The organism is Nonomuraea sp. NPDC001636 (assembly GCF_040298265.1).
Classification (GTDB): Bacteria; Actinomycetota; Actinomycetes; order Streptosporangiales; family Streptosporangiaceae; genus Nonomuraea.
On the sequence record NZ_JBEOZT010000010.1, the window covers coordinates 42,825 to 55,349 of the forward strand.

General features: G+C 69.3%; 14 protein-coding genes. 11 read left to right on the plus strand and 3 right to left on the minus strand.

Annotated features, from left to right (window positions below; all coding sequences use genetic code 11):
- Positions 1-23 precede the first annotated feature (23 nt).
- Entirely contained in the window at positions 24-1,880 is a 1,857-nt protein-coding gene (locus ABT158_RS20240; RefSeq protein ID WP_352355394.1) for a glycosyltransferase family 2 protein, read from the minus strand.
- 271 nt (positions 1,881-2,151) lie between these two features.
- Here ABT158_RS20240 and ABT158_RS20245 point away from each other — a divergent pair, with 271 nt between their 5' ends.
- Together ABT158_RS20245 and ABT158_RS20250 are read left to right on the plus strand one after the other, a co-directional pair.
- Complete coding sequence (locus ABT158_RS20245; RefSeq protein ID WP_352355396.1) at positions 2,152-2,544, plus strand: hypothetical protein; 393 nt, start codon at positions 2,152-2,154, stop codon at positions 2,542-2,544.
- Positions 2,545-2,857: 313 nt separating this feature from the next.
- Complete coding sequence (locus ABT158_RS20250) at positions 2,858-3,799, plus strand: D-2-hydroxyacid dehydrogenase family protein (protein WP_352355398.1); 942 nt, start codon at positions 2,858-2,860, stop codon at positions 3,797-3,799.
- A 16-nt stretch (positions 3,800-3,815) separates the two neighbouring features.
- On the opposite strand, the gene ABT158_RS20255 is transcribed toward ABT158_RS20250, so the two are convergent.
- Positions 3,816-4,385 (minus strand): CGNR zinc finger domain-containing protein, encoded by a 570-nt coding sequence (locus ABT158_RS20255; protein ID WP_352355400.1) that lies wholly within the window; start codon positions 4,383-4,385, stop codon positions 3,816-3,818.
- 71 nt (positions 4,386-4,456) lie between these two features.
- On the opposite strand from ABT158_RS20255, the gene ABT158_RS20260 reads away from it, so the two are divergent.
- Genes ABT158_RS20260 through ABT158_RS20270 form a run of 3 tightly spaced genes read left to right on the plus strand, consistent with a single transcriptional unit; the run spans position 4,457 to position 6,776 of the window.
- The gene (locus tag ABT158_RS20260; protein ID WP_352355402.1) at positions 4,457-5,206 is read left to right on the plus strand and encodes a class I SAM-dependent methyltransferase; all 750 of its coding nucleotides are present in this window, start codon (positions 4,457-4,459) and stop codon (positions 5,204-5,206) included.
- 54 nt (positions 5,207-5,260) lie between these two features.
- Positions 5,261-6,031 (plus strand): arylamine N-acetyltransferase family protein, encoded by a 771-nt coding sequence (locus ABT158_RS20265; protein WP_352355404.1) that lies wholly within the window; start codon positions 5,261-5,263, stop codon positions 6,029-6,031.
- Positions 6,032-6,071: 40 nt separating this feature from the next.
- A complete protein-coding gene (locus ABT158_RS20270) occupies positions 6,072-6,776 on the plus strand; it encodes a class I SAM-dependent methyltransferase (protein WP_352355406.1) in 705 nt (234 codons plus the stop codon).
- Positions 6,777-6,799: 23 nt separating this feature from the next.
- Here ABT158_RS20270 and ABT158_RS20275 read toward each other — a convergent pair whose 3' ends face one another.
- Positions 6,800-7,243, minus strand: coding sequence for a hypothetical protein (locus ABT158_RS20275; RefSeq protein WP_352355408.1), 444 nt, complete (start codon positions 7,241-7,243; stop codon positions 6,800-6,802).
- Between the two features lie 406 nt (positions 7,244-7,649).
- Between ABT158_RS20275 and ABT158_RS20280 the strand changes: the two genes are divergently transcribed.
- The 6 genes from ABT158_RS20280 to ABT158_RS20305 all read left to right on the plus strand — a co-directional run bounded on the left by ABT158_RS20280 (position 7,650) and on the right by ABT158_RS20305 (position 12,258).
- Entirely contained in the window at positions 7,650-8,321 is a 672-nt protein-coding gene (locus ABT158_RS20280) for a hypothetical protein (protein ID WP_352355410.1), read from the plus strand.
- A gap of 688 nt (positions 8,322-9,009) precedes the next feature.
- On the plus strand, positions 9,010-9,918 hold the full coding sequence (locus tag ABT158_RS20285; RefSeq protein WP_352355412.1) for a hypothetical protein: 909 nt from the start codon (positions 9,010-9,012) through the stop codon (positions 9,916-9,918).
- Positions 9,919-10,075: 157 nt separating this feature from the next.
- On the plus strand, positions 10,076-10,582 hold the full coding sequence (locus ABT158_RS20290) for a DUF6461 domain-containing protein (RefSeq protein WP_352355414.1): 507 nt from the start codon (positions 10,076-10,078) through the stop codon (positions 10,580-10,582).
- A 17-nt stretch (positions 10,583-10,599) separates the two neighbouring features.
- Positions 10,600-11,097 carry an ankyrin repeat domain-containing protein gene (locus tag ABT158_RS20295; RefSeq protein WP_352355416.1) on the plus strand — a complete coding sequence of 166 codons (498 nt, stop codon included), beginning with the start codon at positions 10,600-10,602 and terminating at the stop codon, positions 11,095-11,097.
- 11 nt (positions 11,098-11,108) lie between these two features.
- Positions 11,109-11,588: a hypothetical protein gene (locus ABT158_RS20300; RefSeq protein ID WP_352355418.1), complete on the plus strand. Its 480-nt coding sequence runs from the start codon at positions 11,109-11,111 to the stop codon at positions 11,586-11,588.
- 76 nt (positions 11,589-11,664) lie between these two features.
- Positions 11,665-12,258: a hypothetical protein gene (locus ABT158_RS20305; RefSeq protein ID WP_352355420.1), complete on the plus strand. Its 594-nt coding sequence runs from the start codon at positions 11,665-11,667 to the stop codon at positions 12,256-12,258.
- The last annotated feature ends 267 nt before the right edge of the window (positions 12,259-12,525 follow it).

Sequence of the window (12,525 nt, forward strand, 5' to 3'; positions counted from 1 at the left end):
TTGCACCTGCACATAGGTGGCAATTACTGAAGGAGCTTCCTGAGGATCGTTCGCGGCGTCAGCCGGTGCACGACCGTGCTCAGCCGCCCCTTCCCCGAGGTCGCGTACGGCCGCACGCTGCGCAGCAACGCCGCGCCCCGCCACCTGCGCGGGCCGGCGACCGTGTCGGCGTCGGTCTCGATCCTGAACAGCGCGGGCGGCCCGCCGAGGTCGAGCTCCAGGTAGGCGTCCCAGGTGCCGGGCGGGAGCCGGCCCACCGCCGGCCTGGCCGCGAACCCGCCCCCGGGCAGCGCCGTCACGCGCTCGGCGCGCTCGCGGCCGGTACGCCGTTCGCGCCAGACGATCTGCCTGATCGCCGCGCACTCGGGGACCTGCCCGGCCACGCTGACCTCGCCGTGCACGACGAGCCGGTGGCCCAGCCCCCACCTGGTCCGCTCCAGCCGGACGGTGCCGGGCACGGCGACGACATGGCCGCCGACGTCGATGCTCAGGTTGCCGTTGTCCCTGGTGAAGTACGGCAGGGTCACCACGCCGCCGATCAGGCGGGGCTGCGGCCGGGTGACGCCGTTGTCCCGGTCGGCGCCCAGCCGGCCGTGGCGCACCACCCCCTCCAGCTCGACCGCCACCCGCAGGTCCCAGACGCCGGAGGCGAGCGCGGCGGCCTCCACCCGGGCGGTGAACTCCGCCCCCTGCCGCTCGGCCGGGACGACGAGCTCGCCGTGCGGGTCGTTGCGGGGGCGCAGCACCAGGGCCACGCCGTCGTCCTGGCTGATGCCCTCCAGGCCGGCCGTGCCGCTCACCACGAGGTGATCGTCCTCCCAGCGCAGCCCGGTCAGCCGCCGCCGCACGGTGGCGCTCTCGATGCGGGCCAGCCGGACCAGGCGGTCGACGTCGCCGAGCGCGGCCACGCGCTGCTTGTCGATGGTGTTCAGCCGGGCGTGCACGCCGGGGGTGAACCACTCGTCGCACAGCGCCGCGACCTCCTGGGCGATCTCCTTGCGGCGCACGTCGTCGCTCTCCAGGAACACCGTGCCGAGCTGGCTGAAGGCGTCGAGCCTGAAGTGCCGGCGCAGCAGGTGGTCGCGCAGCGGGCCGGGCTCGACGTGCCGGGCCATGAGCCGGATGGGCCGCCGGATCATGGTCAGCCAGGCGATCGGGTCGCGGCTGCCCGCCTGCTGCATGATGCTGCTGCCGTCGGATCTGGAGACCAGGTGGTAGCAGTCGTAGTCGGCGACCACCGAGATCACGCCGGCGTGGCAGTAGGCGTGCACGGTGAACATGATGTCCTCGCCGACCAGCATGTCCTCGGCGAAGCGGATGCCGTGGCGCTCGACCATCTCCCGCCGGAACAGCTTGAAGCAGCTCAGGCTGTTGTAGACGTTGCTGTCGGCCAGGGTCAGGCGCTCGGCGTTCTGCTGGAACATCGAGGCGGGGGCCCGCCTGCCGTGGCCCACGATCTTGCCGAGCACGATGTCGGAGCCGTTCCTGTCGGCCATGGCGACCATGCGTTCCAGCGCCTCGGGGCCGAGGTGGTCGTCGGCGTCGCAGAAGAAGACGTACCGGCCGGTGGCGTGGGCGAGGCCGACGTTGCGCGGCCGGCCGGCGCCGCCCGACCCTTCGATGTGCACCACCTTGACGCTGGACTGGTGGTAGGTGGCGTAGAGGTCGAGCAGCTCGGCGCCGCCGTCGGTGGAGCCGTCGTCGACGACGATGATCTCCTTCTTCACCCGCTGCACGAGCGCCGAGGTGAGGCACCTGTCCAGATAGGGACGGCAGTTGTGCACCGGGATGACGACGCTGACGTCGACCGTCTCGTCGTTGTTGCCCGCCGCCGACATCGCCACCACTGCCGTCACCTCGGAGTCACGTTGCGCCGCCATGTCGTTTCAGTATGTGACGAACGCCCGTCGCCGCGGGGGGCGATCGGCCGTCTTGGAGTCACCTATTTGCCGACCCCGGCGATTCGTTGCATTCTTCGGATAGACCCCGCAGTTGGCTCTAATCAGCACATTCACCAGGGACCGAATGAGTTTCAGGGGAAAATCCTCGACCTGTCAGAGGAAGAAAACTCTCCGCCGGGATCAGGGACGTACTCCGTGGGCGTCTCAGGTCATCCTCCGGCGGGGTACACACGTCTACAGTTAGGCAACCTTGACCGGGGAGGTGGCGGTAATGGCATCGAATCTTCGCTGGCATCGGGCGGGCGGCACGGGTATGAGCAAGGCCGAGTTCGCTCGTTCATCGGCGCGCCTGACGGAGCTCTTCCAGTGCTCGGCGATGCTGCGACGCACGCGGATGCGGGCCGAGGAGATCGTCGACGAGGCCCGCGCGCTGCTGGCCGAGGCCGAGGCCGAGGAGTTCGCCGACCCCGACCGCATCGAACGTCTGCGCGGCCAGCTGGAGGAGGCCCGGGCTTCCTACTCCAAGGTGCTGACCGCATATGTCACGATCTGCCGCAGGATCAACCAGGAGCGGCAGGAGATTCTGGCGATGCAGATGGACATCGAGTTGAACCGCGATTCCGGCCTGTCGGGAGTCGCTTGATGATTTGCCCGGGACAATTCCCGGAACCCTCGACGGAATGACTCCCCCTCCCTCCGGTCCGCGCCTCCCCTGAGAACGTTTCGGATAGATGTGAACCTATGTGACACCTGAGACGTCTTTTGTTCAGGGAGGCCCACCATGCGCGTCCTTGACGGTCTGGCGTCGCCGGATCTGGAGGAGCTCAACCTGGAGCTGATCCTGGTCGCGGCGCTGCACGAAGAGGCGGAAAGGCTAGCCGCCGACTGAACGGGCTCCAGCTCCCCGGCCCCGCCGGGGAGCTGGAGCAGGGGGCCGCGGCGTAGGATCACGGATCATGCTGCGCTGCGCCGTCCTCGACGACTACCAGGGCGTGGCCCTCGGGCTGGCCGACTGGTCGCGGGTCCGGGCCACGAGCTTCCGGGCCCACTTCACCAGCCAGGACGAGCTGGTGGCGGCCCTGGCGGACTTCGAGATCGTGGTCGTCATGCGCGAGCGCACGCCGTTCGGCGCGGAGCTGTTCGAGCGGCTGCCCCGGCTGCGCCTGCTGATCACCACGGGCATGCGCAACGCCTCCGTCGACCTCGACGCCGCCCGCGCCCGCGGGGTCACCGTGTGCGGCACCGGCAGCGCCGCCACCCCGCCGGCCGAACTGACCTGGGCGCTCATCCTGGGCCTGGCCCGCCACCTGGTCCCCGAGGCCACGGCGATGCGCTCCGGCGGCCCGTGGCAGAGCACCGTCGGCATGGACCTGCACGGCGGCACCCTCGGGCTGCTCGGCCTCGGCAAGATCGGGGCGCAGATGGCCCGCATCGGGCAGGCGTTCGGCATGGACGTCATCGCCTGGAGCCAGAACCTGACCGCGGCGCGCGCCGGCGAGCTGGGCGTGCGGGCCGTCGCCAAGGAGGAGCTGTTCGCCGAGTCCGACGTCGTCTCCGTCCATCTCGTGCTGAGCGAGCGCACCCGCGGGCTGGTCGGCGCGCGTGAGCTGGCGTTGATGCGGCCCAGCGCCTACCTGGTCAACACCTCGCGGGCGGCCATCGTCGACCAGGCCGCGCTGGCGTCGGCGCTGCGCGAGGGGCTGATCGCGGGGGCCGGGCTCGACGTGTTCGAGACCGAGCCGCTGCCCGCCGGGCACGAGCTGCGCAGACTGCCCAACGTGCTGGCCACCCCGCATCTCGGGTACGTCACCGGCGGCAACTACGAGACCTACTTCCGCGACGCCGTGCAGGACATCGACGCGTTCCTGGCCGGCGCGCCGATCCGCGTCCTGGGCTGACCCGGCTCACCCCGGCTCACTCCGCCTTCGTCCTGGCCCGGAAGGCGGCGGTCTTGACGCGGTTCTGGCAGGCCGTGGAGCAGAAGCGGCGGGTGCCGTTGCGGGAGACGTCCACGTAGACGCGGTCGCAGTGGGGGGCGGTGCAGACGCCGAGCCGGTCGCTGAACTCGCTGCCGAGCACGATCGCGAGCCCGGTCGAGCAGCTCGCCGCCCAGTCGCCCGCCACCGAGCCGCCGGGGCCGTGGAAGTGCAGGTGCCACGGCTCGCCGTCGTGGCGTTCGAGCATCGGCCTGGCCCTGCTCTCCTCCAGCAGCGCGTTCGTGGCCATGGCGGCGGCGTCGACGTCGCCGTCCGCGACCGCGCGGAACACCACGCGCAGCCGGGCCGCGACCTCGGCCAGCTCGGCGGCGTCGGCCGCGCCGATCCCGCGGTGGCCGGAATAGACGCTGCCCAGCGCGCCGGAGGCGGCCGCGGCGAGGTCGTCGGGGACGGGGAACTCGCGCCCGCGCTGCTCGCCCGGGGTCAGCGCGTTGACCAGCGCCACGGCGACCCGGACGATCGCATCTGTGTGACTGTTGTAATCCACTTGACCGGTTACACCTTCGCGTTCTAAGTTGTGACTGCTCAAATCTTAGACGACAGTTACAGGGAGATCTGATGCTCACTCAGGAAGCCGCGCTGGCGTGGATCGAGCGCTGGGACCGTCAGCAGGAGGGCTACCTGCCCGACCGGGAGGCCCGCTTCACCGCGCTGATCGACGCGGTCGAGGCGCTGGGCCGGCCGGATCCCGTGGTCATCGACCTGGGGTGCGGGCCGGGGTCGTTGTCCGCCCGGCTGCTCGACCGCCTGCCCGCGGCCACCGTGATCGCCGTCGACGCCGACCCGCTGCTGCTGGGGCTCGGCCGGGCCGCCTACCCGGGGCTGCGGTTCGTCTCGGCCGACCTGCGCACCGGCGGGTGGACCAAGGCGCTCGGCCTCGACCGTCCGGCCGACGCCGCCGTCAGCACCACCGCGCTGCACTGGATCTCGCCCGAGGAGCTTCAGGAGACGTACGCCGAGCTGGCCGGCGTCCTGCGCCCCGGCGGGCTCCTGCTCAACGGCGACCACATGGACTCCTCCTCCCCCACCCTGGCCCGGCTGGAGCACGCGGTGCACCAGCGCGAGACCGACCGCGTCTTCGGCGACCGCCGGCCCGAGGACTGGCGCGCCTGGTGGGACGCCATCGCCGCCGACCCCGCCTTCGCCGACCTCAGCCAGGAGCGCAGCACGGCCGGCGCAGCCCATCACGGCTCGGAGTCCCACCTGGTCGAGCAGCACGTCGGCGCGCTGACCAAGGCCGGGTTCGGCGAGATCGGCACGTTGTGGCAGCGCGGGAACAACCGCCTGCTGTGCGCCGTGCGAAGCTGACCCGCACCGCCATCCGGCGGGCGCAGGCAGGCGAGACGTGGTTTCCTGTAGGTCATGGACGAGTCGCAAGTCACCCGCTACCTGGACAGATTCGGAGCGTCCCGGCCGGTGCCGCCGGACGTCCACGGCCTGCGGGCACTGCAGCTCGCGCACCTGCGAGCGGTGCCGTTCGAGAACCTGAGCATCCACCTCGGCGAGCCGATCTCCCTCGCTCCCGACGCCCTGTTCGACAAGCTCGTCACCCGCCGCCGCGGCGGCTTCTGTTACGAGCAGAACGGCCTGTTCGCCGCCCTGCTCACCGCGCTCGGCTACCGGGTGACCCTGCTCGCGGCCCGGGTGTTCGGCGGCGGCCGGCCGGGGCCGCTGTTCGACCACCTCGCGCTCCGCGTCGACCTCGACGAGCCCTGGCTGGTGGACGTCGGCTTCGGCGACTTCGCCGACGAGCCGCTGCGGATCGACGAGCGCGGCGAGCAGAAGGACGGCGCCGGGGTGTTCCAGATCGTGCCCGCTCCCGGGGAGCACGGCGATCTCGACGTGTCGCACAACGGCGAGCCCGCCTACCGGCTCACCGCGCGGCCCTACGAGCTGGCCGACTTCGTGCCGACCTGCTGGTGGCAGGCGACCTCGCCGGACTCGCACTTCACCAGGTCGCCGGTGTGCTCGATCCGCACGGCGGAGGGGCGTACCACGATCAGCGGGCGCAAGCTGATCGTCACCCGGCAGGACGAGCGCGCCGAACGCATCCTGAACGAGAACGAGCTGCTTCCGGCGTACCGGGAGCACTTCGGCGTGACGCTCGACCGGGCGCCGGCGGCGGGAGCCTGACCCCTCGGAAGTCACGCCGGCTGAACTACGGTGGCCGACCATGGCCGACTACGTCTCTCCCGTCTTCTACGACCTGCTCGCCGTGCACAGCCACATACCGGGCGTGCGCGAGAAGTTGCCGTCTCTCCTGGCCGGGGTTCGCCGCAGCGTCCTGGAGGTAGGCGCAGGAACCGGCCTGATCACCACGTCCCTGGCCGAGTGGACGCCTGCCGAGATCTTCGCGCTGGAACCGTCGGCCACGATGCGGGCGGTACTGCTCTCCCGCCTGGCCGAACGGCCCGACCTGCTCGAACGGGTCACCGTGCTGCCCTGCGACGCCCTGAGCCTCGACCTCGACGAGCCGGTCGAGGCCATGGTGATGATCAACGTCTTGTACGCCCTGGAACCCGGCTACCGAAGGCGGCTCTGGCCCGTCCTGGCCGACCGGCTGGAGCCCGGCGGGCTTCTCGTGTTCACCTGGCGCGACGGCGGCCCGCCGAAGCCGCGCCCCCTGCGGCACCTGGACTCCCGCCGGGTGGGCCGCCACACGTACACGGTCTCGTCCGAGATCGTCGAGTCGGACGACGAACGCGCCACGTGCCGCTACCTCTACCGGATCATCCAGGGCGACGAGGTGCTCGGCGAGGAAGAGCTCGTCGGGCACGCCTACCGTCCCGCCTGGGAAACCCTTCGGGACGAACTCGTGAGCGCGGGTTACGCCCGGACCACCGCCCCCGACGGCCTCCTGGCCTGGCGACGCACCTGACCTCCCGGCTCACCGGGCGGGCTTCAGTCGTCGCTCCAGACGTACCAGCGTCCGTCGAAGTGGCGGTAGGAACCCGGCGCGTCGATGTCGGGCTCGCCGTTCGAGCTCCAGGCGAATCCGTAACTGCCGAAGAATCCCGCGTCCTTGATCATGAACCCGAAGGCTCCGCGGGAGCCTTCCAGGTACTTGACGGGATAAAGCCCGATCCATCGCTGCTCCTCGGGCGGAGTCCCGGCTGACACCGTCTGCGCGAGGTGCTCAAGACTGCCACGCGACAACTCGAACCGCACCCTGACCGGCGCGCCGACGTAGACCAGTGCCTCGGCCAGAGCCGCGACCAAGGGCGGCACGACCCAGAACCGCCACTGACGGCGTAACTCGACCGCCCCGCCCCTCCGGAACAGAGCGCCACCGAGCATGACGAGCCAAGGAACCCCGAACAACACCCAGCCGACGCCGATGGCCATCAACCACATGAAATGCCAACCGGGAACGCTGGTCGCATAAACCGTCCCCAGAGCCAGTACAACGGCAATCGCCGCCCATGCCCTGTCCCTGACGCCCAAGGAACCCTCCGCGCGTGACGAGAGCGAACGCAAGGGCCGCCCTTTTTCCATCCTCGAAATCACCAGTCGGCACCCGATCGTTACGAGATATCGCCCATCCGCCCGACATCCCTCTCTTACTCTTTTCCCTGCTATATCTTCGAAATGAAGGATACTGATGAAGCTCCTCTTCGCGGGCCTCGCGACCACGGCCGCAGTCGTGTGCGCGGCAGCCATACCCGCTCAGGCCGCATCTCCGGCAACCACGCAGGCCGCCCCCGCGGACGCGGTGAAAGCCCTGAAAGCCCAACTACTACCAGGCAAGGGCGTGAAGATCACCGAATTAGACAGCATCACCCTCGATTTCACCGTCGACGACCAGGCCATGCAGGTGGAGGTGAAGACCCGCACCACCGGCACGCTGGCGTTCGGCAAGGGCAAGGTGGCGGCCGCCGACCTCCGCGTCCGCATGTCGTCCCGCCAGAAGGAGTTCGAGCCTCCCTACCGGGTCGTCGCCGAAGGCAGGAACGCCTACGTGACCAACCCCGGCATCGCCAAGGCGTTGCCCGCCGGCCGCTCCTGGATCGGCTCGCGGACCAGTGCGCGCGAGAACTCCGTCCTCGACATAGGCGTCACCCCCGCGGACCTGAAGTTCATGCTGGATCACTCCTCCGAGGTGGCGCCCGGCGAATACCAGGGCACCTCCACCCTGGCCGCGTACCAGCACAACAAGGCGGCTGGTGAAGGCAGCGTCGAGTTCCACCTGTACTTCGACAAGAACAACCTGCTCACCCGCACCGTCGTCGACTCGACCCCGTCCTCGGACGACGACGACTACAGCCAGATGGCCTTCCACACCGACACCAGCTTCTCGGGCTGGGGCGCCAAGGTGCAGATCAGCGCACCGGCGGCCGGCAAGGTCATCAGCGAGAAGAAGCTCACTCCGAAGACCCGCAGGGCCGTCATCAAGGCCGGCTACCCGGAGCCCGGCCCCTTCTGACCACCACGCACAGGCCTCGCCGGCCCGCCACCCGCACGCCGAGGCGGGGCTGCCGCTACAGCCCCGCCCGCCTTCAGCTACCGGCCCATGAGAAAGGGACGCTGTTCGAGCTGTTCCGCGAGAGCCGACGGGGTGCATACGGTGAGCTGGAATTGTTCCTCACCGGCTCCCCCTGAGGGCCGACATACATTTCCAGTAGTTCGCAGGCATGAGCGGGGTCATCGATTCCCCGCCCCATCTCCAGATCGACCCGACGGAACAGCCCTGCTCGCGCTCTCATCGCGTATCGACTGAGCATTTCCTAGGCCACGCATTCGCGAGATGGCCGAATCAGTTACCCAGCGCTCCCCCGACGGCCGTTTCGGTGACATCTCCCGCGTTCATTGACGCACCTTTCACGCCCACGAACGGGAACTTACTTTTCGGCCCCGACGTCTGAGAAGAGGTGAGACGTTCTGCATATTCAAGGCTGCTGATCACCGCATTAGGAGCCCTGCTCACCGCCGGTACAGGCGGTTGCTCGCCCCATATCCCGCAATCGGCGTCACAACCGGCTGCCCCTCCTCCGGTGCCGGACTTACCCGCGGCCGAGGACGTCTGGCCCGAGGCGTTCTTCTCGGTGCCACGCTGGTTCAGCGACACCCGCGACGTTCGGCCACTGGCGATGCTCAGCAGGCACGAGGTGCTGATGGCCGACCCGAACGAGCACCGGCCGATCCTGGTGAACTACGACCGGCGGACCGGCAGGCACAGACTCTTGGGCACCGTCCCCGAAAGCGCGGCACGTTATCACCGGATCGAGAACGTGTCCGTCAGCGATTCGCAGATCGTGTGGATCGCCGCAGTCCGCCATCCGGACCGCACGAGCCCCGAGCTGCAACTGTGGACGATGCCGATCACCGGCGGCCACATCCGTTTCGTGGCCCTCGTCGCGCCCGACCCCCAGCGGCCCGGGGGCCGGGACGGCCGGATGTACCGCCTGGAGCTCGCGGGCGACCAGATCGTCTGGTGGGACGACAGGGGAGGCCCCATCTACCGCGTCCCCCTCGCCGGCGGAACTCCGGCCCTGATGGGCTCCGGCCACGTCTCCACCTGGCCTTGGGTGCACGACGGCAAGAACACCGTCACCAACCTCGTCACCGGCGAGAAACGCTCCGCCGAAAAGGTCGACGGCACCGACCGGCGCTGCGGCCCCGACTGGTGCGTCAGCGGCGTCGCCCGCGCCGCCGACCGGCTGACCGAAGTGATCGTGCAACGCCGGGACGGCTCACATCGCAGCATCGTCCCCGGCGGGTTCCGCAGGAACCCTCTCTTCCGCGACAGGTTCGGGTTCTTCGATCCGCCGAAGGTCATCGGCGAGGGTTCCTCCATCTCCACAGCCCGTGTCGGAACGTTGGAGAACGGCAGCGTGATCTACGACCGCTGCGCCGACAGGTCCGCCGTGCTCCGCCTGAAAGAGGGCAAACCGGCCGAAGGTGAGTTGACCGTTCAGGTCGGCGGTTCCCTTTCCGGCAGCCCGCTGTTGTTCTGGCAGGACGACGCCCGCAAGCGATACATGGTCATGGACCTGGCCGCCATCCCCGGGCAGGGATACTGACACCGACACTCGACTCGCCTACGAACACTTCCGCGCGATGCCCACCACCGGCCGCCTCCCGACGACAGCGCCTTTCCTGTCGGTGCCGACTGCCGGCATGACGACATGTCCCTGAAGCCCCCGACGTCTCCTGGCTCCGCGGCGAATACGCCGAGGAGTGCTACAGCTTCATCTACGTGCGTGCCACGCCCGAACAGATGGTCGCGCGCCTCGGCGGCCGCTGGGAGGACTTCTCCCCGGGCTCCTTCCTCCAAGGCCCGGCCCCTGGGCCCCCGTCGGCGTCGCCTCCATCGGCGACTGGACGCTCATCTCCGACCCCGACTGGCTCGGCACCTGCGAAGACCTGCTCACCGAGCTGTCCAAGGGCGCCCGCCTCGTCGCCCAGGCCGCACTCGGCGTCAAGGACCTCGACTACTTCTACTGGTGCGAGGACGGCGAGATCAGATTCGGCTGGGGCGGCGACGACGGCTTCCTGACGGAAACGCCCGCCGAACTCCTGGACACCATGGAGGAGATCGACAGGCTCTACCCGTCCCGTCCCCGGCTCTACGAAGGCCCCGCCTTTCTGCTCGTCGAGCACCTGACCGGCATCAGGACGACGGAGCACCTGCTGAAGAGCTCCACGTTCAGATGGGGCGCCCTCCCACCTACGACCAAGCCCTGACGTCCAACGACCCCAGCGTGAAAGGCCAGATCATCTGGAGGATTCCCATGACCACTACCGACGATGTCGGATGGTGGATCGTCGGCTGGGACGAATGGACGGACCTCGACCTGATCCGAGCTCGGCTCGCCGCGGGCACTGATCCGAACTCCGGCGTGCCTCTCTTCGACAAGCCGCTGCACGTCGCGGCTGAGCGAGGCTCGCCGGAGGTGGTCGCCGAACTGGCCGCACGGGTCGATGACGTCGACGCCGAACACCGGGGTCGTACCGCGCTCTGGACGGCCGTCTTCGAAGGCCGCACCGACAACGCCCGTGCCCTCGTCGCCGCTGGAGCGGACCCGTGGCGCCGCATGATGAACGGCTGGTCCCCTGGCCGCCTCAACCTGGCCGGTCCCGCTCCCGGCCTTATCCCCGTCCCCCCGTCAGAGATGGGCCTCTCCAAGACCGAGGCCGCCGCCGCGGCGGAGGCCAAGCGGCTGATCCCCGCGCTCGGAGACTCAACTACGAAGGCCTGAGCCTGGCCTGCGTGGCCGGCATCAGCGCAGCCGAGGCGACAGCGCGCCTGGAGGCCACCCCTGCCGATGACGTGGACGTCGACGCCCTGTGCGAGGGCTGGTACGACGTCCCGGACGCCGACCGAATCGTCGGCATCACCGACGTGCCCGGCGGCTGCGTCATCACACAACCCTGGGGACATGCCGCCTGCACTCCCGGCCTCTGTAGGCGCGTCTCGACAGACACGGTCTGCTACAGCATGAACTCGAACCCCAAGGGCCTCTTCGGGCACCTCGCCCGCGACGGCGAGGTCATCGCCTGGGAGCCGGTCAGCGCCTTCATGGTCCCCACTGACGCCCCCACCGAGGAGATCCTTTCCGCCTACCTCTACCGCGACCGCCATCCGGCGTATTGCTGCGCCGGCGCGGGCCTGCGCCTGACCGACGCCCGGCCGATCACCGACCCACCCGGCGCCTGGATACGACTGCCCGAAAGGGACTTCTGGGCTTGACGTACGGACCAAGTACGATGCACGGCCGGCACCATCGGCTGCTGCACGGACACCCGATGCCTGGATACTGCCGACCATGGTCATCATCGAAGTCGTCCTGGAGACCCACGACGCGGTGGACTTCACGGCCTGGCCGATCAACGAGCGGTCGAACGACCGCTTTCTCGCTCTCTCCGGCCGGATGTCTCTTGCCGACGTCGGGACGGCCATGGCCGTGATCTTCAGCTACAACGACCTCCCGATCATGAACGCCGCCGATCTGACCGAGGCGCATCTGCAACGACACCTCGCCGAAAGGGGCGGCCTGATCGCTCCGGGCGGTCTGCGTCTCCGCGATACCACCACCGACGTCGACGTCTTGCCCGGTTGCTGTTTCGGCCTGGAGAACTGGCGGGACTGGTGGGATGTGCCTCGCGGGCGCGAACCCTGGCTCGGACACGACCCCACGCCGCACATCACCCATGTGGGCCACGTCATCCAGCTCCGGCAGCACTTTGAGGACTCTCCGTCCATCGAGGTCACTCGCGACGAGCTCTCCAGCCTGCTCACCACAGCCCAACAGCACTTCTCCGGGTTCCTCGACCTCGCCCGGCAGTGGGCGACGATCACTACCCCAGGGGTGGCCGACCGGCTCATCACAGCCCTCGACCAGCACTTCGCGATCACCTGAGCCTTCTCATCCTCGGCCGGCTCTGGCGACGCGGTGATTCTGCACGTTTCCCCGCGAGGCGGGATGTTGTGCCACCATGATCGCCTTGTATGCGGCAAGGGAGGCTGTTTGGTCGTCTTCTCCTGTGCGTCGTGCGGCGCCGTGTTGACCGCGCGGGTGGCGCGGGTGGCGCTCCCCGACCACTCCGGCCAGAAGTACGGCCATGACCTGCTCCCCGGTCTGCTGGAGCCGGGAACATACGCCGTGGACCATGGAGACGGCCGACCA